The organism is Actinacidiphila sp. DG2A-62 (genome assembly GCF_035825295.1).
In the GTDB taxonomy this organism is placed as follows: Bacteria; Actinomycetota; Actinomycetes; order Streptomycetales; family Streptomycetaceae; genus Actinacidiphila.
The window spans coordinates 5,931,614-5,955,601 of record NZ_JAYMGI010000002.1 but is presented as its reverse complement, the minus strand read 5'-3'; the positions used below and the strand labels follow the sequence as shown (position 1 = coordinate 5,955,601).

General features: G+C 74.8%; 20 protein-coding genes. 7 read left to right on the top strand and 13 right to left on the bottom strand.

Going from position 1 to position 23,988, the window contains the following annotated elements; all coding sequences use genetic code 11:
* The 5 genes from VSR01_RS26770 to VSR01_RS26750 all read right to left on the bottom strand — a co-directional run bounded on the left by VSR01_RS26770 (position 1) and on the right by VSR01_RS26750 (position 6,549).
* Positions 1-1,977, bottom strand: a complete 1,977-nt coding sequence (locus VSR01_RS26770) for an anthranilate synthase family protein (protein ID WP_326451663.1) — start codon at positions 1,975-1,977, stop codon at positions 1-3.
* The gene (locus VSR01_RS26765) at positions 1,974-2,666 is read right to left on the bottom strand and encodes an isochorismatase family protein (RefSeq protein WP_326451662.1); all 693 of its coding nucleotides are present in this window, start codon (positions 2,664-2,666) and stop codon (positions 1,974-1,976) included. The genes VSR01_RS26770 and VSR01_RS26765 overlap by 4 nt, the downstream gene beginning before the upstream one ends.
* A 51-nt stretch (positions 2,667-2,717) precedes the next feature.
* Entirely contained in the window at positions 2,718-3,497 is a 780-nt protein-coding gene (locus VSR01_RS26760) for a 2,3-dihydro-2,3-dihydroxybenzoate dehydrogenase (RefSeq protein WP_326451661.1), read from the bottom strand.
* Between the two features lie 150 nt (positions 3,498-3,647).
* The gene (locus VSR01_RS26755) at positions 3,648-4,820 is read right to left on the bottom strand and encodes a 3-deoxy-7-phosphoheptulonate synthase (RefSeq protein ID WP_326451660.1); all 1,173 of its coding nucleotides are present in this window, start codon (positions 4,818-4,820) and stop codon (positions 3,648-3,650) included.
* A 163-nt stretch (positions 4,821-4,983) separates the two neighbouring features.
* Positions 4,984-6,549: a carboxylesterase/lipase family protein gene (locus VSR01_RS26750; RefSeq protein ID WP_326451659.1), complete on the bottom strand. Its 1,566-nt coding sequence runs from the start codon at positions 6,547-6,549 to the stop codon at positions 4,984-4,986.
* A gap of 400 nt (positions 6,550-6,949) precedes the next feature.
* On the opposite strand from VSR01_RS26750, the gene VSR01_RS26745 reads away from it, so the two are divergent.
* From VSR01_RS26745 to VSR01_RS26730, 4 genes are all read left to right on the top strand, one after another.
* Positions 6,950-7,744: an arylamine N-acetyltransferase family protein gene (locus VSR01_RS26745; protein WP_326451658.1), complete on the top strand. Its 795-nt coding sequence runs from the start codon at positions 6,950-6,952 to the stop codon at positions 7,742-7,744.
* A 157-nt stretch (positions 7,745-7,901) separates the two neighbouring features.
* The gene (locus tag VSR01_RS26740) at positions 7,902-9,647 is read left to right on the top strand and encodes a class I adenylate-forming enzyme family protein (protein ID WP_326451657.1); all 1,746 of its coding nucleotides are present in this window, start codon (positions 7,902-7,904) and stop codon (positions 9,645-9,647) included.
* Positions 9,644-11,311, top strand: coding sequence for an FAD-dependent monooxygenase (locus VSR01_RS26735; protein WP_442785550.1), 1,668 nt, complete (start codon positions 9,644-9,646; stop codon positions 11,309-11,311). Before VSR01_RS26740 ends, VSR01_RS26735 begins: the two co-directional genes overlap by 4 nt.
* The gene (locus VSR01_RS26730; protein ID WP_326451656.1) at positions 11,308-11,919 is read left to right on the top strand and encodes a flavodoxin family protein; all 612 of its coding nucleotides are present in this window, start codon (positions 11,308-11,310) and stop codon (positions 11,917-11,919) included. The genes VSR01_RS26735 and VSR01_RS26730 overlap by 4 nt, the downstream gene beginning before the upstream one ends.
* 80 nt (positions 11,920-11,999) lie before the next feature.
* Here VSR01_RS26730 and VSR01_RS26725 read toward each other — a convergent pair whose 3' ends face one another.
* The 4 genes from VSR01_RS26725 to VSR01_RS26710 all read right to left on the bottom strand — a co-directional run bounded on the left by VSR01_RS26725 (position 12,000) and on the right by VSR01_RS26710 (position 15,045).
* Positions 12,000-12,221, bottom strand: a complete 222-nt coding sequence (locus VSR01_RS26725; RefSeq protein ID WP_326451655.1) for a hypothetical protein — start codon at positions 12,219-12,221, stop codon at positions 12,000-12,002.
* Entirely contained in the window at positions 12,137-12,565 is a 429-nt protein-coding gene (locus VSR01_RS26720; protein ID WP_326451654.1) for an SRPBCC family protein, read from the bottom strand. The genes VSR01_RS26725 and VSR01_RS26720 overlap by 85 nt, the downstream gene beginning before the upstream one ends.
* Positions 12,566-12,649: 84 nt before the next feature.
* Positions 12,650-14,047 (bottom strand): 3-hydroxybenzoate 6-monooxygenase, encoded by a 1,398-nt coding sequence (locus tag VSR01_RS26715; protein ID WP_326451653.1) that lies wholly within the window; start codon positions 14,045-14,047, stop codon positions 12,650-12,652.
* On the bottom strand, positions 14,044-15,045 hold the full coding sequence (locus VSR01_RS26710) for an NADPH:quinone reductase (protein ID WP_326451652.1): 1,002 nt from the start codon (positions 15,043-15,045) through the stop codon (positions 14,044-14,046). The genes VSR01_RS26715 and VSR01_RS26710 overlap by 4 nt, the downstream gene beginning before the upstream one ends.
* 184 nt (positions 15,046-15,229) lie before the next feature.
* On the opposite strand from VSR01_RS26710, the gene VSR01_RS26705 reads away from it, so the two are divergent.
* The 3 genes from VSR01_RS26705 to VSR01_RS26695 all read left to right on the top strand — a co-directional run bounded on the left by VSR01_RS26705 (position 15,230) and on the right by VSR01_RS26695 (position 19,763).
* Positions 15,230-17,383, top strand: a complete 2,154-nt coding sequence (locus VSR01_RS26705; protein ID WP_326451651.1) for an FAD/NAD(P)-binding protein — start codon at positions 15,230-15,232, stop codon at positions 17,381-17,383.
* Positions 17,384-17,445: 62 nt separating this feature from the next.
* The gene (locus tag VSR01_RS26700) at positions 17,446-18,942 is read left to right on the top strand and encodes a lyase family protein (protein WP_442785710.1); all 1,497 of its coding nucleotides are present in this window, start codon (positions 17,446-17,448) and stop codon (positions 18,940-18,942) included.
* 71 nt (positions 18,943-19,013) lie between these two features.
* Entirely contained in the window at positions 19,014-19,763 is a 750-nt protein-coding gene (locus VSR01_RS26695) for a hemerythrin domain-containing protein (protein ID WP_326451650.1), read from the top strand.
* Here VSR01_RS26695 and mce read toward each other — a convergent pair.
* The 4 genes from mce to VSR01_RS26675 all read right to left on the bottom strand — a co-directional run bounded on the left by mce (position 19,730) and on the right by VSR01_RS26675 (position 23,945).
* Positions 19,730-20,215 carry a methylmalonyl-CoA epimerase gene (gene mce, locus VSR01_RS26690; protein ID WP_326451649.1) on the bottom strand — a complete coding sequence of 162 codons (486 nt, stop codon included), beginning with the start codon at positions 20,213-20,215 and terminating at the stop codon, positions 19,730-19,732. The genes VSR01_RS26695 and mce overlap by 34 nt on opposite strands.
* 339 nt (positions 20,216-20,554) lie before the next feature.
* The gene (locus VSR01_RS26685; RefSeq protein ID WP_326451648.1) at positions 20,555-22,066 is read right to left on the bottom strand and encodes a glycoside hydrolase family 3 protein; all 1,512 of its coding nucleotides are present in this window, start codon (positions 22,064-22,066) and stop codon (positions 20,555-20,557) included.
* Positions 22,063-22,944, bottom strand: a complete 882-nt coding sequence (locus VSR01_RS26680; protein ID WP_326451647.1) for a carbohydrate ABC transporter permease — start codon at positions 22,942-22,944, stop codon at positions 22,063-22,065. Before VSR01_RS26680 ends, VSR01_RS26685 begins: the two co-directional genes overlap by 4 nt.
* The gene (locus tag VSR01_RS26675) at positions 22,941-23,945 is read right to left on the bottom strand and encodes a carbohydrate ABC transporter permease (protein WP_326451646.1); all 1,005 of its coding nucleotides are present in this window, start codon (positions 23,943-23,945) and stop codon (positions 22,941-22,943) included. The genes VSR01_RS26680 and VSR01_RS26675 overlap by 4 nt, the downstream gene beginning before the upstream one ends.
* Positions 23,946-23,988: the final 43 nt, after the last annotated feature.

Genomic DNA, 23,988 nt, shown 5'->3' with positions numbered 1-23,988 from the left:
TCACAGCAGGCCCCGCAGCAGGCCGGCCAGCACGGCGGGACCGTGCTGGGTGAGCACCGACTCGGCGTGGAACTGCGTGGACGCGAAGTGCGGTCCGCGCAGCGCGTACACGTCGCCGGTCGCCGGGTCGCGGCACACCTCGACCGGGCCGACGCCCTCGACGTCCTGCTTGTCCTCGGCGCTGACCGCGGTGAAGGTGTTGTAGAGCCCGACCCGCTCGGCGGTGCCGAACAGGTCCACCGCGCGCTGCAGGCCCTGGTTCGGCGGGTCCTTGCGGACCAGCTCGAAGCCGAGCCGCAGGCTGAGCACCTGGTGGCTGAGGCAGACGGCGAGGAAGCGGCGGCGCCCGGCGAGCAGCCGGCCGACCGCGTCGTGCAGATGGGCGATCTTGGGGTGGTCGAGCCGCGCCGGATCGCCCGGCCCCGGGCCCATCACCACCAGGTCGTGGCCGTCGTCGAAGGAGTACGGCTCGTCGTAACGGCGCAGCGTCACGTCGAGGCCCAGCGAGACCAGCTGCCGGCGGACCATCGCGGTGAAGGTGTCCTCGGCGTCGACCATCAGCACGCGCAGCCCGGCGAGTTCGGGATCGGGCGCGGTGAGCGCGGGGTCGGCGCCGAGCCAGTAGCCGGCGACGGTCGCGTTGCGCGCGGCGAGCGCGGCGCGCACGTCGGGGTGCTCGCCGAGGGCGGGCGCGGGGCGGGCCGCGGCGATCGAGGCGGCGGGGGCGGTGCCCGCGGCCGGGGCGGTGGGCGCGACCCGGGCTCTCGCGGCCGGGGCGGCGGACGCGGGCGCGTTGGCCCGCAGCGCGGTGAGCAGTCCGGTGGCCTTCGCGGCGGTCTCGGCGACCTCGGAGTCGGGGTCGGAGTGGCGTACGAGGGTGGCGCCGACGCCGATCCGCACGCCGCCGCGGGCGTCGATGTCCGCGGTGCGGATCAGGATCGCCGAGTCCATGCTCGGCGCGCCGTCGCCGTCGCGGCCGATCAGGGCGGCGACGCCGCTGTAGTAGCCGCGGCCGTCCGGCTCGTACGTGGCGATCACCCGGCAGGCGCTCTCCAGCGGGCTGCCGGTGACGGTCGGCGCGAACATCGTCTCGGCCAGCACCTCGCGCGGGTCGCGCGCGCAGCCGCCGTGCAGGAAGTACTCGGTGTGCGCGAGGTGCGCCATCTCCTTGAGGTACGGGCCCTCCATGCGGGCGCCGTCCTCGCAGATCCTGGCCATCATCTTCAGTTCCTCGTCGACGACCATGTACAGCTCGTCGGCCTCCTTGCGGTCGGCGAGGAAGTCCATGACGCCGGGCAGCGTGGGCCCGCCGGCCGGGTAGCGGTAGGTGCCGCTGATCGGGTTCATCACCGCGGTGCCGGCGGCGAGGCTGACGTGCCGCTCGGGGCTGGCGCCGACCAGCGTGCGGTCGCCGGTGTGCACCACGAACACCCAGTGGGCGCCCGAGCCGCGCTCCAGCAGCCGGCGGAAGAGCACCACCGCGTCGCGCGGCGCGTAGTCCTCGATGACCGCGGTGAACGAGCGCCGCAGCACGAAGTTGGCGCCCTCGCCGCGGCCGATCTCGTCGGCGACCACCCGCCGGACCCGCTCGGCGTACTCCGCGTCGGAGACGTCGAAGCCGGTCTCGGTGAGCCGGATCGGCAGGTCGGGCAGCCGGTCCAGCGCCTCGGCGAGCGGCAGCCGCTGCTGCCGGGCGATCTTCAGCGCGACCAGCGGAGTGCCGTCGTCCACGTGCGCGAAGCCGCGCTCGCCGATCTGCCGGTAGGGCAGCAGCGCGAGCACGTCGTGCCCGGCGGGAGCCTGCGGACCCTGGTGGAGCGGGAGTTCGGCCAGCGTGCCCGGGTAGGACACGGTGCCGGCGAGCACCTCCACGGCGTCCGGCGCGGTCTGCGGCCGGTACAGCAGCGCGAACGGCCCGGCGCCCGGCGCGAGCACCCGCGCCAGCAGGTCGGCGCGCTCGGCGCTCCCGCCGCTCATACCGCGGCCCCCCACGCGGCGAGTTCCCGCACGGTGTCGCGCGCCGCCGCGATCTGCTCGGTCAGCTCCGCGACCGGCGAGACCACCGCGCACCGGCCGGCCGCGTAGGACAGCGCCAGCAGGTGGTGCTCGCGGGAGAAGTCGGCGATCGCGTCGGCGGCCATGAAGACCTGGATGTCGTTGGCGTGCGCCTCGACGGCCGTCATCAGCACGCCCACGTGGCCGTAGACCCCGCACACGACGAGCTGGTCGCGGCCGACCGCGCGCATCCGGTCCAGCAGGCCGGAGCGGAAGAACGCGCTGTAGCGCCACTTGGTGAACAGCCAGTCCTCGGGCGCCGGCGCGAGCGGGTCCACCACCTGCCGGTCGGCGGGGTCGACGCGCATCCCCGGGCCCCAGAACTCCTGGAGCAGGCCGCGCTGCTGCTGCGACATGCCGCCGGGCTGCGCGGTGTACGCCACCGGGACGCCGTGCGCGGCGCACGCGTCGCGCAGCGCCGCCGCGTTGGCGATCACCTGGTCGCGCAGGCCAGGCGAGGGCAGCGGGCGCAGGAAGTAGCGCTGCATGTCGTGCACCAGCAGCACCGCGCGGTCCGGGTCGACGGTCCAGTCGGCGGCGTTGGCGGGCAGGTCGTCCCCCGCGGGCAGGGGGTAGGAGTCGATGGCCGGTATGCCGGCGGTGAATCTCATGGGTTCGGCTTCCTGGTGTGGTGGTGGCCGGCGGGGACGGGGGTGTGGGGGTCAGGCGCCGAGGCCCGCGCCGCCGTCCACGGTCAGGTCGTGCATGGTGATGTGCGACGCGCGGTCGGAGAGCAGGAAGTCCACGGCGTCGGCGATGTTCGCGGCGCTGGCGATCCGGCCGAGCGGGATGCCCACCCGGTAGGCGTCGGGGCGGCCCTCGACGGTGCCCTTGCGGCCGCTCTCGTCGGTCCACATCGAGGTGAGCATCGGGGTGTCGGTGGAGCCGGGCGCCACGACGTTGCAGCGGATGCCGTGCCGGGCGACCTCCAGGCCCAGGCTCTTGGTGAACATCGTCGCGGCGGCCTTGGAGGCGGCGTAGGCGGCCATCTCGCTGCGCGGGGTGTTGGCCGCGTTGGAGGCGACGGTGACGATCGCGCCGGCGCCGCGCGGCACCATGCGGGCGACCACCGCGCGCGACATCAGGAAGACGCCGGTGGCGTTGACCGCGAAGGTGGTCGCCCAGTCCTCGTAGCAGTAACCGTCGACCGGGCCGAGGCGGAGCACACCGGCCGCGTTGACCAGGTGGTCCACCGCGCCGAGGGTGCTCTCCACCTGTCCGACCAGCGCGTCGACCTCGCTGGGCGCGGACACGTCGGCCGGGAAGGCGGTGACCGCCAGGCCGTCGGCGGCCAGCTTCTCCGCGGTCTCGCGCAGCCGCTCCGCGTGCAGGTCGACGGCGGCGACCGTGCTGCCGCCCTCGGCCAGCACCCGGGCGACTTCCGCCCCGATGCCGCCCGCGGCGCCGGTGACTATGACGACCTTCTTGCCGTGCTCGTCCATGGGCTCGTGGTGCCTTTCTGCTCGGTGTCCGCTCGGTGCCTGCTCGGTGCTGCCTGCTCGGTGCCTGCTCCGCGCTGGCTCGGTGCCTGCTCGGTCCGGGGTCGCGGGCCTGCTCGGGTGCGGGGTCGCGGGTCTGCCGGACCCGCGCGGTCAGCCCTGCCAGGCGGAGATCACGGAGACCGCCTGCCAGGGGTTGAGCCGGGGGTCGCAGAAGCTCGTGTACTTGTCGCCGACCTGGTCGACGTCCACGGAGTGCGCGACGCACTCCACGACCTCGTCCGGCGTGGTCTCCAGGTGCAGTCCGCCGATCACGCCGCCGCCGGTGCGCACCGCGCACTGGAAGTCCTGGATCTCGCGCTCGATGGTGTCCAGGAAGCGGGTCTTGAGGCCGCTGGGCGCGGTGACGGTGTTGCCGTGCATGGGGTCGCTGAGCCAGACCACCGGGTGGCCGGCCGCGCGGACCGCGGCGACCAGCGCGGGCAGCCGGTCGGCGGTCAGCGCCGCGCCCATCCGCGCGATCAGCGTCAGCCGGCCCTTCTCCCGCTCCGGGTCCAGCCGCTCGCACAGCGCGAGCAGCGCGTCCCGGTCCATCTCCGGGCCGACCTTGCAGGCCACCGGGTTGATGACGCTCGCCAGCAGCGCGACGTGCGCGCCGTCGACCTGGTTGGTGCGGTTGCCGATCCACGGCCAGTGCGTGGAGGCGAGCCAGAGCCGGCCCTGCGCGTCGCGGCGCAGCATCGGCAGTTCGTAGTCCAGCAGCAGCGCCTCGTGGCTGGTCCACACCCGCGGGTCGATGGCCAGGCCGCCGCCGTGCTCGCGCCAGCCGAGGTGGCCGACCGCCTCGCTGGCGGCCTGGTAGCCGAGCAGCAAGCGGCGCGGGTCGGGGCGGCGGCTGGCCGGGTCGGGGTCCGGGCTGTTGACCATGTGGCCGCGGAAGACCGGGAGTTCGACGCCGGCCACGGTCTCGTGGGGGGCCGAGCGGGGCTTGGCGAACTGGCCGGCGATCCGTCCGACGCGCACCACCGGGCGGTGCGCGGCCAGCTTCATGGCGCCGGCCAGCAGGTCCAGCAGGCCGGCTTTGCGGGCGATGTAGCCCTTGGAGCACTCGGCCGGGTCCTCGGCGCAGTCGCCGGACTGGATCACCTGGGCCTCGCCGTCGGCGACCCGGCCGAGCAGGGTGCGCAGCGTCCACAGGTCGGCGGCCTCGACCAGCGGCGGGCGGGTGGCGAGTTCGCCCGCGGTACGCCGCAGCGCCTCGTCCTGCGGCCACCCCGGCTGCTGCCGGGCGGGGCGGGAGCGGATGTCGAGCAGAACGTCGTCCACGGGGCGTTTCCTCTCGCGGGTAGGCAGTGCGGTGCCCGTCGGCATTGCGGCGTCCGTCGGATGCGGTGGTCGGTGTGCGGGGGGATCGGACGGCGGAGGGATCGGACGGCGGGAAGATCGGACGGCGGGGGGATCGGACGGCGGGGGCTCAGGCGGCGGGGGCTCAGGCGGCGGTCGGCAGCGCGTCCCAGAAGCGCAGCTGCGCCTGCTTGCGGGTGGCCGCCACGCGGGCGATGCCGGGTCCGCCGAGGATGAGGGTGCTGGGCGTGCCCCGGGTGTACACCGGCCAGTCGGGCACGCCGGGGGCGGCCGGGGCGCCGCGGTGGACGAAGGAGGCGACCAGGTCGATGAAGGTGTCGGAGACGCGGCGCTCCAGCGGTCCGTCGCCGAACTGGCGGACGTTGCGCTCCGCGCCGTAGGAGCCGAAGAGGAACTTGGAGGTGGCGTCGTGCGGGGTGCCGTAGCTGGGCTCGCGCACCGGGTGCGCGAACTCCATCAGCCACAGCGGGCCGGCGTCCGCGGTGCGGGCGTGCTGCTGCGCCAGTCGCACGATGCGGTGGCGGAACAGCGCGTCGCCCCAAACCTCGGTCCACAGGGTGCGCGGGTCGGCGGCCAGGCCCTCGGCGCGGGCGGCCGCCCGGTAGGCGGCCACGCACTCGGCGGCCAGGGCCTCGGGCACCTTCGCGGCGGTCTTGGCGAGCACCTGGTGCACGGCGGCGCGCAGCCCCGCCTCGTCGGTGGGGGCGGGCGGGGCCGGCGGGTAGGAGGGGGACAGCGGGTCGGTGAAGAAGGAGCCCTCGGTGGCGCAGTACGCGCTGAGCACCGGCACCCGCGGCGGCGGCAGTTCGCCGGCGAAGGCGGTGACCAGGCGGCCGTCGAGCACCGGGCCGCGGTACTCGCGCCCGCTGGCCACCAGCCGCCGGTCGGGGTCGCCGGAGAAGACGTCGAGCCAGGCGGTGTGCAGGTCAGCGGCGGGCACCGCGCGCAGGCCACGGACGTCGGTGCCGAAGCGGGCGGCGAGCGCCCGGTAGACGGTGCGGGAGTCGTCGGGGGTGAGCCCGAAGGCGGGCTGCCGCGGGTGCGCGGCGCTGATCGGGATGATCCGGCGGACCAGGTCCCTGGTCTGGGGCAGGTGGGTCATCTGCCATACCGAGGCGCCGCCGGCCGACGTGCCGCACAGCGTCAGGTCGTCCGGGTCGCCGCCGAAGGCCGCGATGTTCTCGTGCACCCAGCGCACCAGGGCGATCTGGTCCTGCAGGCCCCAGTTGGCGAGGTGGCCGGTGTCGGGGTCGGCGAGGTCGTCGTGCAGGCCCCAGCCGAACGCGCCGAGCCGGTAGTTGAAGTTGATCACGACGAGGTCGCCGCGGGCGGCCGGGCGGGCGCCGTCGAAGGTCGGCACGCTGCCCGAGCCCACCTGCCAGGCGCCGCCGTGCACGTAGACCAGCACCGGCCGGGAGCCGGCCGGGTCCGGCGTCCAGATGTTGGCGTACAGCGCGTCCTCGGCGGACTCGGGCGCGCCGGACTGCACGAAGGGCGGTGAGAAGCGGGTCGCGTCGCGCACCCCGGTCCACGGCAGCGGCGGGCGCGGCGAGGCGAACCGCAGCGGTCCCACCGGCGGCGCGGCGTAGGGGACGCCGCGGAAGACCGCGAGCCCGCCCTCGCGGGTGCCGGCCACCCGCCCCGCCGCGGTCTGCGCGACGACGGTCCCGGTCCGGGCTGCGATCTTCATGGGCGGTGTGCTCCCCTTCTGGGCGGGCCCTGCGGTACGGGCCGGGCGGTGCGACGGCGCTGCGGTGCGGCGGCACTGCTGATCCTGCGGTGGCGTTCCGGGCAGGCCAAAGGACCGCCGGAAACTCCGTCAAGTGACCCGCGAATACGTCAGGTCAGCGGCCGGCGGCAATTGGCGCGGGACAGAACCTGACGGAGTTCGGGGACCCGCGTTGACCCCCGGGGAGGGCACCGGAAACGCTGCGGGCATGACCCTGTCCGAGAGCTTGTCCGCCCGTGTGTCCGCGGGTCCCGCACGCATGCCCGGGGGTCCGGCCGGAAGTACGCCGGGAAGTGTCCCGGGACGTACGCCGCAGGACTCGTCCGGTGCCGCACCGCTTGCCGAATGGGGCGCGGAACTGGTGGATCTGGAGGCGTATTTCCGGCGCACCGGCTATACCGGCCCGCGCGCCGCGGACCTCGCCGCGCTCACCGCGCTGCACCGCGCGCACGTGGACGCGATCCCGTTCGAGAACCTGGACGTGGCGCTGGGCCGGGAGGTCCGGCTGGGCCTGGACGCGGTGCAGGACAAGCTGGTCGCGGCCGGCCGCGGCGGCTACTGCTTCGAGCACAACCTGCTGTTCGCGGGGGTGCTGCAGCGCCTCGGCTTCCCGGTCACCCGGCTGCTGGCCAGGGTGCGCAGGGGCCGCCCCGAGGTGCGCTACCGGGCGCACGCGGTGCTCGTCGTGCAGGCCGACGACCGGCTGTGGATCTGCGACGTCGGCTTCGGCGACGACGGCCCGCTGGCCCCGCTGCCGCTGGAGTCCGGCGCCCGGGTCGGCGTCGACGGATGGACCTGGCGGGCGGTGCGGCAGGGCGACGAATGGGTGGTGCAGTCGCTGCGCGCGGACGGCTGGTTCGATCTCTACGCATTCCGCGCCGAACGGCATTTCCCGCCGGATTTCGAGGTGGCGAACTACTTCACCGCCCACCACGAGAGTTCCACGTTCACCGGGAAAACGATCGCGATGCGCTATGCCGACCGGATGTGGCACGTACTCAACGACCGCCGTTTGACGCGTCATCACGCGGACGGAACGACGGAGCACATCGAATTGAACGCCGACCGAATCATCGCCGAACTGCGCGGCGCCTTCGGCCTGCGACTCGACGACGAGGACGTACGCGGGCTGCGGCTCCGCCACGCGGACGCCTGATTCCCCTTTTCATCCCTGTTCTCGCTCCGCGGCTTCCGCAGTCCCGCCGCGGCGCGCCACCCCGGACCGGTCCCGCGCCCGCACCGCGGACCGGTGCCGCGGCCATGTCCCGCAGTCCCGCAGTCCCGCAGCTTCCCTTCCGCCGCCAGGAGGCACCATGGCGCTCTTCCCGTCCTCCCCGCTGAAGCTCCCCAAGCTTCCCAAGCTGTCCGCCCTGCCGTCCTCGCTCCCGGCGTTCCCGAAGCTGCCGTCGAACGAGCGGCACGGGCTGTACCTGGGCCTGGTCCCTGAGAAGGCCGCCGCCCTGCATCCGAACGCGCCGATCACGCTGGACCACGACATGGCGGCGGCGCCGGAGCTGGGCCGGCAGTTCACCCAGCGCCGGCTGGCCGACCTGGTGGACGACATGGCCGGGCGGCTGTGGGCGGCCGGCGTGCGCCCGCGCGACCACGTCGCGCTGTACAAGACGCACAACTTCGACATCTACGTGCTGGCCTGCGCCGCGTCCCGGATCGGCGGCACCCCGGTGCTGCTGTCGCCGGCGCTGGACGGCGAGACGGTCAGCGCGCTGTTCGACCGGCTCGACCGGCCGCACCTGATCACCGACGCCGCCAAGCTGGACGGCCCGCTGGCCGGCCGCCCGCTGGAGAAGCTCGCGTCCGCGGTGATCGTGGTCGGCGCCGCCGACGGCGCGGAGGCCGACGCCGCGCGCGCCGCCGAGGACCTCCCGCGCCCGGACAGCGTCTTTCTGGCGTCGCTGGCCGGCTCGCCGCGCGTCGAGCCGGTGCTGCTCGGCCAGGACAGCCCGGCGCTGATGACGCACACCTCCGGCACCACCGGCATCCCCAAGCTGGTGGTGCACACCGCGCGGTCGCTGCGCGGGCGCTGGATGCCGCAGGCGCGGCTGGCCTCGCTGATCCGCGACCGGGAGACGTACGCGGTGCACGTGTCGTTCGTCCACTCGCGGATGTTCATGGCGCTCGCGGTGGCGCTGCCCAAGGGCATGCCGCTGGTGGTGGTCGACCACGGCGCGCCGCAGGACGTGGCGCCGCTGTTCGCGAAGGTCCGGCCCGGGTTCGTCGAGACCCACCCCAACTCGTACATGGAGTGGGAGGAGCTGGTCGACCACCCGCTCAAGCCGCTGTCCAACGTGAAGTACTTCAGCGGCACCTTCGACGCGATCCACCCGCCGACCATGGCCAAGCTGATGTCGGCCTCGCGCCGCGCCAACCCGCTGTTCTTCCAGTTCTACGGGCAGAGCGAGTGCGGCCCGCTGACCGGCCGCTGGTACACCCCGAAGAACATCCACAAGGCGAACGGCCGCTGCCTGGGCTTCCCGATCCCCGGCGTCACCCATGTGCGGGTGGTGCCGCAGAACGACCGGCCGATCAGCAAGCAGAACCCCGGCCTGATCGAGGTGCGCTCCCCCGGCCGCGCGGTCGGCTACCACGCCGAGGAGGAGCGGTACGAGAAGGAGCTGCACGACGGCTGGTGGCGCACCGGCGACGTCGGCTACCGCACCCGGCTGGGCTGCGTGCACCTGCTGGACCGGCTGGTCGACGTGATCCCGACGATCGACTCCACGCTGGAGGTCGAGGACACCGTGCTGGGCCGGCTGCCCGAGCTGATCGAGCTGGTGCTGGTGCCCGGGCCCGACCGCGAGCCGCTGCCGGTGGTGTGCACCAAGAACGACGAGCCGCTGGACCGCGGCCGCTGGCGGGACGCGGTGCGCGACTTCCCGGACATGGCGGAGCCGGTCCAGATGTCGCTGTCGGAGCTGCCGCGCACCGCGACGATGAAGGTGCAGCGGGTCGCGCTGGCCCGCCGGCTCAACGCCGCGGCCGGCGCCTCCGCTTCCGGCGACGCCGGCGCCGCCTCCGACGCGTCGGGCAGCCGCGCATGACCGGGCCCGACGACACCGAGGTGCTGGTCGTCGGGGCCGGTCCGGTCGGCCTGTTCGCCGCCTGCGAGCTGCTGCGGCGCGGCGTGCGGGTGCGGATCATCGACCGGGCGGAGCAGCCCGCCGACCAGCCGCGGGCGCTCGCGCTGTGGCCGCGCGCCCTGGACATCCTGGCCGACCTGGGGATCGGCGAGCGGCTGCACCGCGCGTCGATCCCGGTGGCCGGCTTCCGCTACTACTCGCTCGGCAAGGAGCTGGCGGACTTCGCGATCCCGGCCTCCCTGCAGGCCCGCCACCTGCCGCAGCCGCACACCGAGCGGCTGCTCACCGAGCGGCTGCACGAGCTGGGCGGAAAGGCCGAACACGGCGTGCGGCTCCTGGACTTCGACGACCTGGACTTCGGCGGCCGGATCGACGCCACCGACGGGGTGACCGCAGTCGTCACCCAGAACGGCTCCGACCTGGAGCGGATCAGGGCGCGCTTCGTGATCGGCGCGGACGGCGCGTCCAGCATCGTGCGCCGGCTGATCGGGGCGGGCTTCGAGGGCAGCACCTACGAGCTGGCGTTCGCGCTGGTGGACGCGCGGGTGGACGGCGAGCTGCCGGCCGACCGACTGCTGTACTACCAGGCCCCGACCGGCACCCTGATGATCGCGCCGCTGCCCGACCGGGTCTTCCGCATCCTCGCGGTGATCCCCGGCGGCGCGCCGGCCGGCCACCGGGTGACCGTGGAGGCCATGCAGGAGCTGCTGGACGCGCGCGGCCCCGGCGGGGTGACCATCACCGAGCCGGTGTGGCAGACCGTCTACCGGGTGCACGCCCGGCAGGCCACCGAGTACCAGCGCGGCCGGGTGTTCCTGGCCGGCGACGCGGCCCACGTGCACAGCCCGGCCGGCGGCCAGGGCATGAACAACGGCATCCAGGACGCGTACAACCTGGCCTGGAAGCTCGCCGCGGTGCTGCGCGGGCAGTCGCCGTCGTCGCTGCTCGCGGAGTACACCGCCGAGCGGCGCGCGGCCACCGACCGGATCATCGCCGACACCGACCGGCAGACCAGGGCCTGGATGGCGAACACCCCGGCCCGGATCACCGTGCGCGACGCCGCCTTCCGCGCCGCCGACCGCTCCGGCCTGGTGCCGCGGCTGGTCTTCCCGGTGATGGCCGGGCGGCGGGTGCGCTACGAACCGGTGCGCGCGACCCAGCGGCCCGGCGGCCGGGCCGCGTGCGAACTGCTCGGCCGCGCCCCGGGCCGGCTGCGCCCCGGCATGGTCTTCCCGCGCGACCTCGCCCTCGCGCACGGCTTCGCCGGGCCCGACGCCCAGCCCTCGGGCTGGACGCTGGCGACCGTGCCGCCCGCGGTGCGCGCGGCGGCCTGGTCGGCGCGGCTGGCGGAGCTGACCGAGGGCCGCCCGGTGCGCACGGTACGGCTGCCGCGCGCGGCAGCCCTGTCGGCCACCGGCTGCGGGCGCGGCGGCTACCACCTGGTGCGGCCCGACGGGCACATCGCCGCGCACGGCCACCTGGACGACCTGGAGCACCTGGCGGCGGAGCTGGAGCTGGTCCTGCCGCGGAAGGCGCCGCAGGACCCGGCGGCGGAGCCGGCCGCGGTCCGGGCCGCGGGCCCGGCGGACCAGGCGGACCAGGCGGCGGACGGGGGGACGCGGTGAGCGGCGGCCGGCCGGACCCGGACCGTGCCGCGGCCGCGCCGCGGGTCGCGGTGGCCTACCACTCGGGGTACGGCCACACCGAGGTGCTCGCGGACGCGGTGCGGGCCGGCGCGCAGGAGTCCGGCGCGCTGGTCCGCACCGTCGCGGTGGAGTCGATGACGGACGCGGACTGGGAGTTCCTGGACGCCGCGGACGGGATCGTGTTCGGCACGCCCACCTACATGGGCGCCGCCGCCGCGGCCTTCCAGGCGTTCGCCGAGGCGACCTCGCCGCGCTGGTCGCGGCGCGCCTGGGACGGCAAGGCGGCGGCCGGCTTCACCGTCTCCGGCGCCAAGAGCGGCGACAAGCTCAACACCCTCCAGGCGCTGTCGGTGCTGGCCGCGCAGCACGGCATGGTGTGGGTCAGCCTCGGCCTGCTGCCCGGCTGGAACTCCTCCACCGCCTCCGAGCACGATCTGAACCGGCTCGGCTTCTACCTCGGCGTCGGCGCGCAGGCCAACGTCGACGAGGGCGCCGAGGCGGTCACCAAGGCCGACGCGGAGACGGCCCGCCACCTCGGGGCGCGGATCGCGTCGGTGGCCGCGGCGCTGGCGGCGGCGCGCGGCTGACCGGCGGGGCCCGGGGCCGCGGAGCCCGGGTCCGACGCGAAGGGGGGCCCGCACCTGACGGTGCGGGCCCCCCTTCGTGGTCAGCGGGCGGCGGCGCCGCTCTCGACGTACTTCTTGATGCCCTCGACCGAGACCCGGGCCTCGTCGGACAGCTTGGCGTTCCACTCGCGCACGAAGCGCGCCCGGCCGGCGTCGTCGAGGTTCTCGAAGATCTTGGTCAGGCCCTCGGTGAGGCGGCCGAGGCGGTAGTGGTGGACCAGGGTCGAGCCGCCGCCGGGGCCGGCTCGATCTCGTAGGACCACACGCTCTCCTGGCGGCCGCGCGCGCTGTTGAGGACCACCCAGCGGAAGACCTTGCCGGGCACCGCCTCGACCACCTCGGACTCGGTCTGCCAGGGGCCGCGGATCACCGGCGCCCAGGGGACCACCTCGGTGCTGCGCAGGTTGTCGCCGCGGAAGATGGAGCCGACCTGGCCCGGCTCCCCCACGACCCACTCGCCGCCCTTGCACTCCGGGCTCCACTCGCCGCTGCGCGGCAGGTCGCTGACCACGTCGTACAGCTCCTGCGGGCTGGCGTCCACGTGGATCTCGGCGCGCACCAGGAACGTGGTCGGGTGCTGGCCGGTCCCGGCCTCGGTCTGCGTCATGGCACTTCCCTCTTCTCGACTCATGGCATGGCGGTTGTCAGCGATGGGTGCGGGCCGCCGCGGGCGCGCCCCAGGGGCGAACGCTCACGCGGCGGTGAAGTCACGCGCGCCGTGCACCCAGTCGACCTTGCGGTAGAGGTCGTCGGCGGACAGCGCGGAGAGCATCGCGTTGCGCTCCTTGGCCGCGACGCCCTCCGGGTGGTAGACCTGCCGGCCCATCTCCCGGGCGATCCACTGGGCCTTGGCGGTGCGCGCGCGGCGCGCGTCGTTGTACGCGGTCAGCCGGGCCGGCACCGCGGCGGCCGGGCCGTCCAGCAGGTCGCCGAGCAGCACCGCGTCCTCCAGCGCCATGCAGGCGCCCTGCGCCGCGTACTGGAGCATCGGGTGCGCGGCGTCGCCGAGCAGCGCCACCCGGCCGTCGGTCCAGCCGTCCACCGGGTCGCGGTCGCACAGCACCCAGCTGCGCCAGTCGGCGCCCAGCTCCAGCAGCCGCCGGGCGATGGCGCCCAGGCCAGGGAAGGCGCCGAGGACCAGGTCGCGCGCCACCGGCACCCCGGCGACCGCCTCGGTGGCGCCGTCGTCGCGGGTGGCGGCCAGGTTCAGGTCCCGGCCGCCGCTGATGGGGTAGTGCACGAAGTGCCACTTGGGCCCGGCCCACAGGGTGACCGCGTCCGAGCGCAGCTCCCGCGGGACGCGCTCCATCGGGATCACCGAGCGGTAGATGGTGTGGCCGGACACCCGCGGCTCACCGTCGCCCACCAGCCGGGCGCGGACCGCCGAGCGGATGCCGTCCGCGCCGATCAGCGCGTCCGCCTCGACCCGCCCGCCGCCGGCGAGTTCGGCCACCGCGACCTCGCCGTCCTGGCGGTAGCCGGTGACCGCCGCGCGGGTGCGCAGCTCGACGTCCGCGGCGGCCCGGCAGGCGGCCAGCAGCGGCCGGTAGAGGTCGGTGCGGTGGACGACGGCGTACGGGTTGCCGTAGCGCTCGCGGTACGCGCCGGTGAGCGGCATGGCGGTGATGGTCTCGTCGGTGGTGCCGTCCATCAGGCGCAGTTCGCCGATGAAGACCGCGAGGTCGCGCACGTCGGCGCCGACGCCGAGCCGGTCCAGGGCGTGGAAGGCGTTGGGTGCGAGCTGGATGCCGGCGCCCAACTCGGTGAAGTCCTCGTTGCGCTCCAGCACGGTGACCCGGTGGCCGCGGCGGGACAGGGCGAGCGCGGTGGCCAGGCCGCCGATGCCGCCGCCCGCGACGGCGACGTGCAGCGGCGAGGGCGTGGCCGCCGGGGGCGCGGAGCGCCCCGAGCGCTCGGCGGGCCCCAGGGGCTCGGCGGGCCCCAGGGGCTCGGCGGGCCCCAGGGGCTCGGCGGGCTCGAAGGGCCGGGCGGGCTCGAAGGGCCGGGCGGGCTCGAAGGGCCGGTCGCGCTCAGCGGGCTCAGCGGGCTCGGGGGCGGGGGACGAGGGGGACGTGCCGGGCGCTGTCATGACGACTCCGTGGGCCGGTCCAGGTCCGGGCGCAGCAGCAGCCTGCGGCCGGACAGTTCGCGTTTCTCCATCCGCCGGTGGGCGTCGGCGGCCGTGCTCAGCGGGGCCCGCTCGACCGCGCGCGGGCGCAGCCTCCCCGCCGCCGCCAGCCGGTTGATCGCGACCGAGGCGGCGGCGAGTTCGGCGGTGGTGGCGTGCGAGATGACGAAGCCGAGGATCGCCGCGTCCTTCATGTAGAAGGGGCCGACGGGCAGTTCGGGGCGGGCGGCGACGCCGGCCAGCAGCACGATCCGGCCGCGCGGCGCCAGCAGCGGGACCGCGGCGGCCAGGTCGTTGGCGCCGAAGCAGTCCAGCCACACGTCGATCCGGTCGCTCTCGGTGCGGGCCAGCTTCTCGGCCAGCTCCGGGTCGCGGTAGTCGTGCACCACGGCCGCGCCCAGCGAGCGGACGTGGCCGGCGTCGGCGGCCGAGGCGGTCGCCACCACCCGGGCGCCGGCCTCGACGGCCATCACCACCGCGGCCGAGCCGACGTTGCCGCCGGCGCCCGCGACGAACACCGTCTCGCCGGGCAGCACCCTGGCGTGGGTGAACAGCGCGAGGTAGGCGGTGCCGCCCGGGTGGACCACCGCCACCAGCTGCTCCGGGTCGGTCCCCGCGGGCACCGGATAGAGCCGGTCGGCCGGCACCGCGGCCTGCTCGGCGGCCGGGCCCTGCCGGCCGCCGTGGCCGAGGCTGTTGGACCACACCAGGTCGCCGACGGCGAACCGGGTCTCGGCCGGCGGCACGGCGGCCACCGTGCCGACCAGGTCGCGGCTGATCACGTGCGGGAAGGACAGCGGGGTGCGGAACACCCCCGAGCGCACGAAGGTGTCGACCGGGTTGACGGTGGTGGCGATGACGTCGACCAGGACGTCGGTGGGTCCCGGCACCGGCGCCGACAGGTCGCCGTAGCGGATGTCGTCGGGTGTCCCGAGGTGCTCGATGTAGGCCGCTCGCATGCTCGCCAGCCTGGCACCGGGGCGGCGCGCGGCCGCGCAAACCACGCGAGGGTCTGTCAGGTCAGGCCCCGGACCTGCCGGGACTTGACGGATCATCGCCGTCCCCCTTGGCCGCGCGCGGGGCCGCGCTGACACGATCCGGGACGCATCGAGTCGGGTCGTCCGACCGTCACAGGGGAGTCCCATGACCGAGAGTCCCAAGACCGAGAGCTGCGTCGAGATCTGCGTCGTCGGCGCCGGTCCGCGCGGCCTGTCCGTGCTGGAGCGGCTGTGCGCCCGGGAGCGCGCCCGGCCCTCGCGCGGCGCCGTCATCGTGCACCTGGTCGACCCCCGGCCGCCGGGCGCGGGCCAGGTCTGGCGCACCGACCAGTCGCGGCACCTGCTGATGAACACCGTCGCCTCGCAGGTGACCGTCTACACCGACGACAGCGTCGGCATCGAGGGCCCGATCGTGCCGGGCCCGAGCCTGTACGAGTGGGCGCGGGCGCTGGCCGTCGCCGATCCGGTGTCCGGCGCGGCGTCGGGCACGGCAGCGGGCACGGCAGCGGGCACCGCGTCCGACGAGCCGTCCGTCGGCCCGGCTCCCGGCGACGGCGTCGGCGTCGGCGTCGGCGTCGGCGGGTCGGGCTACGACGAGGAGGCCGTCGCCGAGGCGCAGTTGCTCGGCCCGGACGACTACCCCTCGCGGGCGCTGTACGGCCGCTACCTCGCGGACAGCTTCGCGGCCATCACCGCCGCCGCGCCCGCCCACATGAAGATCCACGTGCACCGCTCGCGCGCGGTGGCGCTGTCGGACCTGCACGGCGTGCCGGGCGGCCCGCAGGGCGTACGGCTGGAGGACGGCACCCGGCTGCACGACCTGGACGCGGTGGTGCTCGCGCAGGGCCATGTGGCGGCCAGGCTCTCGCCGTTGCAGGAGCGGACCGCGGCGCTGGCCCGCATCCACTACCTGACGTACGTCACCCCGAGCAACCCGGCCGACGTCGACCTCAGCGGCATCGCGCCCGGTCAGAACGTGCTGCTGCGCGGCCTCGGGCTCAACTTCTTCGACTACATGGCGCTGTTCACGCTCGGCCGCGGCGGCGTCTTCGAGCCGCACCCGGACGACCCGCGGCGGCTGGCCTACCGCGCCTCGGGCCGCGAGCCGAAGCTGTTCGCCAGCTCCCGGCGCGGCGTGCCGTACCACGCCCGCGGCGAGAACCAGAAGGGCCCGTACGGGCGGTACACCCCGCGGCTGCTGACGCCGGAGCGCATCGCGGCGCTGCGGGCGCGGCACCGCGACGGCGAGCGGGTGCGGTTCACCGCCGACGTGTGGCCGCTGATCTGCGGCGAGGTGGAGAGCCACTACTACGGCACGCTGCTGCGCGCCCGCGGCCACGCCGAGGACGCCGAGCGGCTGACCGCGCGGTACCTGACCGCCGCGCCGGGCCAGGAGCGGGACGCGCTGCTGGAGGTCTACGGGATCGGCGCGGACGAGCGCTGGGACTGGGAGCGGCTGACCGACCCGGTCGGCGGCCGGACCTTCGCCGACCGCGCGCAGTTCCAGGAGTGGCTGGTCGGGTACCTGGCCGCGGACGCCGACGCCGCCCGCGCGGGCAACGTCGAGGGTCCGCTGAAGGCCGCGCTGGACGTGCTGCGCGACCTGCGCAACGAGATCCGGCAGGTGGTCGACCACGGCGGGGTGGACGGCGACTCGCACCGCGACGACCTGGAGGGCTGGTACACCCCGCTCAACGCGTTCCTGTCCATCGGCCCGCCGGTGCGCCGCATCCTGGAGATGCGCGCGCTGGTCGAGGCGGGCGTGCTGCAGCTGACCGGTCCGGGCAGCCTGATCCGCTTCGACCCGGCCGACCCGTCGTTCGTCGCGCAGTCCTCGGTGGTCCCGGGTCCGCCGGTACGGGCCAGGGCGCTGATCGAGGCGCGGCTGCCGGACACCGATCTGCGGCGCACCGAGGACCCGCTGCTGCGGCACCTGCTCAACACCGAGCAGGCGGCGCCGTACCGGATCGCGACCGGCGGCGGCCCGGCGTACGAGACCGGCGGCCTCGCGGTCGGCGAGCGGCCGTACCGGCTGCTGGACGCGCGCGGCCGGGAGCACCCGCGGCGGTTCGCGTACGGCGTGCCGACCGAGTCCGTGCACTGGGTGACGGCGGCCGGCATCCGACCGGGCGTGGACTCGGTGACGCTCGGCGACTCCGACGCCATCGCGCAGGCGGTGCTGAGCCTGCCGGTGGCCAGCCAGGTGCCGGCCGCGGTCAGGTCGCGCGGCCTCGACGCCGGCCTGGACGCCGATCTGACGGCGGCCCTGGCGCCCGGCCTCGCGGACGTGATCGTGTGAGCACCCCGGCCGCCCGCCGCCCGGCGGCCCCGCGGCCCGGCGACCGCGTACTCGCCGACCCCCTGCTCGTCGATCCCGTGCTCGTGGACGCCGGGCTGCTGTCGCCGGTGCGGGCCGGGACCGCGGCCGAGGCGGCGGTGAGCGACACGGCGTGGCTGCGGGCGATGCTCGACGCGGAGGCCGCGCTGGCGCGCGCGCAGGCGCGACTCGGCGTGGTGCCGCCGTCGGCGGCCGAGGCGATCGGCGCGGCGGCCCGGGCCGGTTCACTGGACCTGCGCGCCCTGGCGCTGGCCGCGCGGGAGACCGCGAACCCGGTGGTCGGCCTGGTGCAGGCGCTGACCCGGGAGGTCGCCGCCCGCGACCCGGCCGCGGCGCCCTACGTGCACCGCGGCTCGACCAGCCAGGACGTGCTGGACACCGGCGCGATGCTGGTGGCCGACCGCACACTGCGGATCGTACGGGCCGACCTGCTGGACGCCGCGCGGTCGCTGCGCGCGCTCGCCGAGCGGCACCGCGACACCCCGATGACCGGCCGCACGCTGGCGCTGCACGCGGTGCCGACGACGTTCGGGCTGAAGGCCGCGGGCTGGCGGCGGTCGCTGCTGGACGCGGTGGCCCGGATCGACCGGTTGCTGGACGGCGGGCTGCCGGTGTCGCTGGGCGGCGCGGCGGGCACGCTGGCCGGCTACGTCGAGTACGCCCGCGTGGACGGCTGGTTCGGTGCGGCGGCGCGCACCGACCCGGACCACCCCGCGGTGGACCCGGGCGCGTACGCGGACGCGCTGGCCGAGGCGTTCGCGGCGGAGACCGGGCTGGCCCGGCCGGCGCTGCCCTGGCACGCGCTGCGCACGCCGTTCGCGGACCTGGCCGCCGCGCTCGCCCTCACCGCGGGCGCGCTCGGCAAGATCGCGGTGGACGTGCAGGCGCTGGCGCGTACCGAGGTCGGCGAGGTGGCCGAGCCCGCGGGCGGCGCGGGCCGCGGCGCGTCCTCGGCGATGCCGCACAAGCGCAATCCGGTGCTGGCCACGCTGATCCGCAGTGCGGCGCTCCAAGTGCCGGTGCTCGCCGCGGGGTTGACGCAGTGCCTGCTCGCGGAGGACGAGCGCTCGGCGGGCGCGTGGCACGCCGAGTGGCAACTGCTGCGCGAGCTGCTGCGGTTGACCGGCGGCGCGGCCCGTACCGGGGCCGAGCTGGCGGCGGGCCTGGAGGTGCGCGCCGACCGGATGCGCGCCAACCTCGGCCTGACCGGCGGCCAGGTGGTCTCCGAGCGGATCGCCGCGGTGCTGGCGCCGGTGCTCGGCCGGGCGGCGGCCAAGCAGGTGCTGAGCGAGGCGTCGGCGCGGTCCGCCGCCTCGGGTCTGCCGCTGGCCGAGGTGCTGGCCGGACGCCCCGAGCTGGCCGGGCGGCTCACCACGGCCGAGCTGGACCGGCTGTGCGACCCGGCCGGCTACACCGGCGCGGCCCCCGCCCTGGTCGACCGCGCCCTGGCCGACCGCGCCCTGGCCGACCGCGATCCGGCCGACCTCGATCCGGCCGGGACGGCCGACGCGCCGCTCTGACCTGCGCCGTCACCGCGCACGTCCCGATAGCACTTCAGATATTTCAGTGACTAAGATACATTGTGGATTGAATGCATCGCGGTCAAGCCTCCCTGCGCGCGGTGACGGTCCGCGGTGGGGTGAACACGGAACCGACCTCTAGGGAGATTCGTCATGACCAACGGCAGCCTGGGCAGCGCTCCCCGGCAGCGCAGCGTGCCCGACGGCGTCATCGACTTCTCGATGATGTACTTCTCGCACGACGCCTTCACCCGCGACCTGCGGCGGCTGACCGCCGCCGCGACCGCCGGCCGGCCGGCGAGCAGCCGGTGCGCAACGGCTGGGCGACCTTCAAGCACCAGCTGCACGTCCACCACGTCGGCGAGGACGTCACCCTGTGGCCGCCGCTGCGGGAGAAGATCACCTCCCCGGCGGAGATCGGGGTGCTCGACCTGATGGAGGCCGAGCACGGCAGGATCGACCCGCTGCTCGCCTCGATCGACGCCGTGCTGGGCTCCGGCGCCGGCGGCGGCGAGCAGCTGGTGGCCGAGGTCCGGGAGCTGGCCGACGCGCTCGGCGCGCACATGGAGCACGAGGAGGACCGGGCGCTGGCGCTGGTGGAGACCCACCTCGGCCAGGCCGGCTGGGACCACTACACCGACTACATGCGCAAGACCAACGGCCTCAAGGGCGGCGGCGCGTATCTGGCGTGGCTGCTGGACGACGCGCCCGAGGCGACGGTCAAGCACGTGCTGGGGCTGCTGCCCCCGCCGGTACGGGTGCTGTACCGGCGGGTGTTCCAGCCGCGCTACGCCCGCACCCCGCGCTGGACGACCGGCTGAGCCGGACCGTCGCCGGTCGCCGCGCCGTCCGCTCCGGCAGCGGTGACCAGTTCGGTCAGCACCCCGTGGCAGTCCTTGGGGTGCAGGAAGTTGATCAGCGAGCCGCGCGAGCCGGGCCGCGCGGCCGGGTACACCGACCGCACCCCCCGGTCCCGCGCGGCCGCGGTCGCCGCCTCCACGTCCGCGGTGCCGAAGGCGATGTGGTGCACGCCCTCGCCGTGCTTGGCGAGCCAGTCGGCGACCGCGCCGCCCTCGCCGTACGGCTCCAGCAGCTGGATCCACTGCGCGCCGCCGTCGTCGGTGCCGCCGACCCGCAGCATCGCCTCGCGTACGCCCATCTCCGCGCTGCTCTCGACGCTCGCCACGGTGAACCCATAGGTGCGGCAGTAGAAGTCCGCGGTGGCGTCCAGGTCGAAGCAGGCGATCCCGATGTGGTCGATTCTGGTGAGCATGGCGGCCTCTCGTCGGTCACTCGTGCGTCAGGTGGTCGTCCCTGCGCACGATCGTGTCCGGCCCCGGCGCCGCCGGGCCAGCGGCGGCCCGCCGATATGTCAGGTGCTCCGCGGCCGCGCCGGGAACGCGGAAGGGCGCCGTGCGGCGGGACCCCACGGGAAGGGTCCCGGCCGCGACGGCGCCCCGGTCACGCACGCCCGCGGCGCACCCGGCGGGTCCGCCGGGGGCACGGGCGCGTCACGCGGCGCGACGGCCCGCGTCCGCCGGCGCGGTCAACGCGCGACGGCCCGCGTCCGCGTGTGCGGTCAACGCGCGACGGCCCGCGTCCGCCGGCGCGGTCACGCCTCGCGTCCCGCGATCGCCTCCGCCGCCGCCTCGCCGCACACCCGCGCCGCGCCGTGCGTGGCGATGTGCAGCGCGCCGATCGGCGGCGACTGCGGCACGCCCATCTCGACCACGATCGTGGACGGGCGGGCGGCGACCAGCGCGGCGAGCGCCTCGGCCATCCACGGGTGCCGGTGGGCGTCGCGGACCACCGCGACGATCCGCCGGTCGCCGGCCGCGGCCAGCACGGCCGAGGCGTCGGCGGCGCGGTACGTGCCGGTCTCGGTGCCCGGCAGCAGCCGGTCCAGCTCGGCCGCCACGCCCCACGGGGTGACGTCGCCGACCGCGATGTTCGCCTCCGGGGTGAAGGACGCCACGTACGGCGCCCCGGTGACCGGGGTGAAGGCGTCGCCGCGGGTGACCTTCAGCGCCCTGCGGGCCGCCTCCAGACCGACGTCGCAGCCGGGCACGATGCCCTGGGCGGCGTCGCGCTGCTCGGCGGCCCACGCCGCCAGCCGCCGCACCCGGGCCGCCGCGTCGGCCAGCCGCTCGGCGGGCAGCGAACCGTCGCGCACCGCCTGCACGATGGCGTCCCGCAGCATCAGCACCGTCTGCTCGTCGGACAGCCCGCCGCCGACGCAGATCGCGTCGCAGCCCGCGGCGAGCGCCATCACGGTGCCGCGCGCGATGCCGTACGCGGCGGAGATCGCCTGCATCTCGATGCCGTCGGTGATGACCAGGCCGTCGTAGCCGAGGCCGCCGGCCGACCGCGGGGCGCGCAGCAGGCCGCCCAGGATCGCCGGGCTGAGCGTGGCCGGCAGCTCCGGGTCGAGCGCCGGCACCAGGATGTGCGCGCTCATCACGACCTTCGCGCCGGCCGCGAGCGCGGCCCGGAACGGCACCAGTTCGCGCGCGTGCAGCGTCTCCAGGTCCACGTCGATCCGCGGCATCGCGTGGTGCGAGTCCACCGCGGTGTCCCCGTGCCCGGGGAAGTGCTTGACGCTGGCGGCCACGCCCGCGGACTGCAGCCCCTCGACGTAGGCCGCGGTGTTGCGCGCGACCAGCTCGGGGTCCGCGCCGAAGGAGCGCACACCGATGACCGGGTTGCCGGGGTCGGAGTTGACGTCGGCGGACGGCGCCCAGTCCAGGTTCACGCCGCACTCGGCGAGCCGGCGGCCGAGTTCGGCGGCCACCGCCCGGGTCAGCTTGACGTCGTCGACCGCGCCCAGGGCGAGGTTGCCGGGGAAGGACGAGCCGCCGTGCACTTCGAGGCGGGTGACGTCGCCGCCCTCCTCGTCGGCGGCGACCAGCAGGTCGGGGCTGACCTCCCGCAGCCGCGCGGTGAGCGCGGCGACCTGCTCGGGGGTCTGGATGTTGCGGGAGAACAGGGCGACCGCGCCCAGGCCCTCCTCCAGCCGGCGCAGCACCCAGTCCGGCGCGGTGGTGCCGCGGAAGCCGGGCTGCAGGACGGTGAGCGCGTCGCGGGTCAGGCTCCGCGCGGTGGTGTCGACGGTAATGACGGTCATCCCTTCACCGCACCGGCAGTCAGGCCGGCGGCAACCTTGCGCTGGACCAGGAGGAAGAAGAACACCACGGGCAGGGCGATCAGGATCGAGCCGGCCATCAGCGCGCCGTAGTCGGTGCCGCGCTGTCCGGTGAACTTCAGCAGCCAGATGCTGAGCGTGTACTTGTCGTTGTCCTGCAGCAGAACGTACGCGAACAGGTACTCGTTCCAGGCCGTCATCAGCGCGTAGATGGCGGTGGCGACCAGGCCGGGCGCGAGCAGCGGCAGCACCACCCGGCGGAAGGCGGCCATCTGGCCGCAGCCGTCGACCATCGCCGACTCCTCCAGCTCCCGCGGGATGTTGATGATGAAGCCGCGCAGCATCCACACCGAGAACGGCAGCGTGGAGGCGGCGTAGACGGCGATCACGCCCCAGTACTGGTTGAGCCCGCCCATGTCGTTGAGCTGGATGTAGATCGGCACCAGCATCGAGGTGGCCGGGATCATCTGGACCAGCAGCAGGGTGATCATCAGCCCGCGGCGGCCCCAGAACCGGAACCGGCCGATGGCGTAGGCCGCGAGCAGCCCGACGCCGATCGCGATGACCACGCTGAACACCGAGATGATCACGCTGCTCTTGACGTTGTCCCAGAAGTTGGGCATGTCCATCGCGCGCTTGAACTGGTCCAGCGTGACGGAGCTGGGGTAGAGCTTCTGGTGGTAGCTGAGGATCTCCTGGCTGGGCCGCAGCGCGGTGATGATCATCCAGTAGACCGGGAAGCCCATCACCACGAAGACGCCCAGGCCCAGCAGGTTCCAGCCGGCCCTGCTCTTCTTCTTGGTGTGGTAGACCCTGGGGGCCTCGGCGGCGGGGGCCGCGGTGTCGGCTGCCGTGCTCATTCGACCTCTCCGATCTTCAGGAGCTGGCGCAGGTAGTACACGGAGAAGCCGGAGAGCAGGATCACCGTGATGATGGAGATCGCCGCGCTGCGGCTGTAGGAGTTGACGGTGAACGCCTGCACGTAGGAGTACAGGCCCAGCAGCTGGTAGTCCTGCTCGGGGATGTTGTTGCGCATCAGCAGGATCTGGCCGAGGACGCCGAAGTCCCAGATCACCGAGAGCGTGGTGGTCATCACGAACACCGGCTTGATCACCGGGAAGGTGACGAAGCGGAAGATCCCCAGTCCCCGGGCGCCGTCGATCCTGGCGGCCTCCTCCAGTTCCTTGGGGACCTGGGTGAGGGCGGAGTACAGGCTGATCGCGATGAACGGTATCGCTCCCCAGACCACCAGCACGCCGATGATGAACAGGCCGGTGGTGGGGTTGAGGAACCAGTTGTGCCCGGTCATGTCGACGCCGGGCAGCCGGGTGAGCAGCTGGTCGACCAGGCCGTAGTCGGAGTCGAACATGAACTTGAAGACCGAGGTCGACACCAGCAGCGGCATCGCCCAGACCACGATCATCACGCTGGTCATCATGATCCGCACCCAGTTGGACACCCGCTGCATCAGCAGCGCCACCAGCAGGCCCAGCAGCATGGTCGCGGCGACGCAGCCGGCCACGAAGACCACCGTGTGCAGCACCACGTGCCAGAACTGGCTGTCGCCCAGCACCGACTGGTACTGGTCGAAGCCGACCCACGGCGGCGAGGTGTGCATCCACAGATTGCCGCGGCGCTCGTCCTGGAAGGACAGGATCACCGTGTCGACCAGCGGGTAGCCGAGCACGCCGGCCATGATGACCAGCGCGGGCGCGACGAGCAGGAACGGCAGGCTTCTGCTCTGCCGGTTCCTTCTGACCCGGCCCCGGCCTCTGGCCGAGGGACCGGACGGGACCGGCGGGGAGGCAAGCGGGCGTCCTCCGGTCACCGGCTCGGTGGCATGCGTGTCGGCGGCACTCATCTGCGCTGACCTTTCTTCGGTGTCATGCCGGGATACCGGGGCG

Bases quoted from the DNA above. Each gene is read 5' to 3' on its own strand.
- VSR01_RS26675 (WP_326451646.1), bottom strand. From the start codon at position 23,945: ATGAGTGCCGCCGACACGCATGCCACCGAGCCGGTGACCGGAGGACGC.
- VSR01_RS26760 (WP_326451661.1), bottom strand. From the start codon at position 3,497: ATGGACGAGCACGGCAAGAAGGTCGTCATAGTCACCGGCGCCGCGGGC.
- VSR01_RS26685 (WP_326451648.1), bottom strand. From the start codon at position 22,066: ATGACCGTCATTACCGTCGACACCACCGCGCGGAGCCTGACCCGCGAC.
- VSR01_RS26680 (WP_326451647.1), bottom strand. From the start codon at position 22,944: ATGAGCACGGCAGCCGACACCGCGGCCCCCGCCGCCGAGGCCCCCAGG.
- VSR01_RS26695 (WP_326451650.1), top strand. From the start codon at position 19,014: ATGCATCGCGGTCAAGCCTCCCTGCGCGCGGTGACGGTCCGCGGTGGG.
- VSR01_RS26765 (WP_326451662.1), bottom strand. From the start codon at position 2,666: ATGAGATTCACCGCCGGCATACCGGCCATCGACTCCTACCCCCTGCCC.
- VSR01_RS26735 (WP_442785550.1), top strand. From the start codon at position 9,644: ATGACCGGGCCCGACGACACCGAGGTGCTGGTCGTCGGGGCCGGTCCG.
- mce (WP_326451649.1), bottom strand. From the start codon at position 20,215: ATGCTCACCAGAATCGACCACATCGGGATCGCCTGCTTCGACCTGGAC.
- VSR01_RS26715 (WP_326451653.1), bottom strand. From the start codon at position 14,047: ATGACAGCGCCCGGCACGTCCCCCTCGTCCCCCGCCCCCGAGCCCGCT.
- VSR01_RS26740 (WP_326451657.1), top strand. From the start codon at position 7,902: ATGGCGCTCTTCCCGTCCTCCCCGCTGAAGCTCCCCAAGCTTCCCAAG.
- VSR01_RS26710 (WP_326451652.1), bottom strand. From the start codon at position 15,045: ATGCGAGCGGCCTACATCGAGCACCTCGGGACACCCGACGACATCCGC.
- VSR01_RS26720 (WP_326451654.1), bottom strand. From the start codon at position 12,565: ATGACGCAGACCGAGGCCGGGACCGGCCAGCACCCGACCACGTTCCTG.
- VSR01_RS26705 (WP_326451651.1), top strand. From the start codon at position 15,230: ATGACCGAGAGTCCCAAGACCGAGAGCTGCGTCGAGATCTGCGTCGTC.
- VSR01_RS26750 (WP_326451659.1), bottom strand. From the start codon at position 6,549: ATGAAGATCGCAGCCCGGACCGGGACCGTCGTCGCGCAGACCGCGGCG.
- VSR01_RS26770 (WP_326451663.1), bottom strand. From the start codon at position 1,977: ATGAGCGGCGGGAGCGCCGAGCGCGCCGACCTGCTGGCGCGGGTGCTC.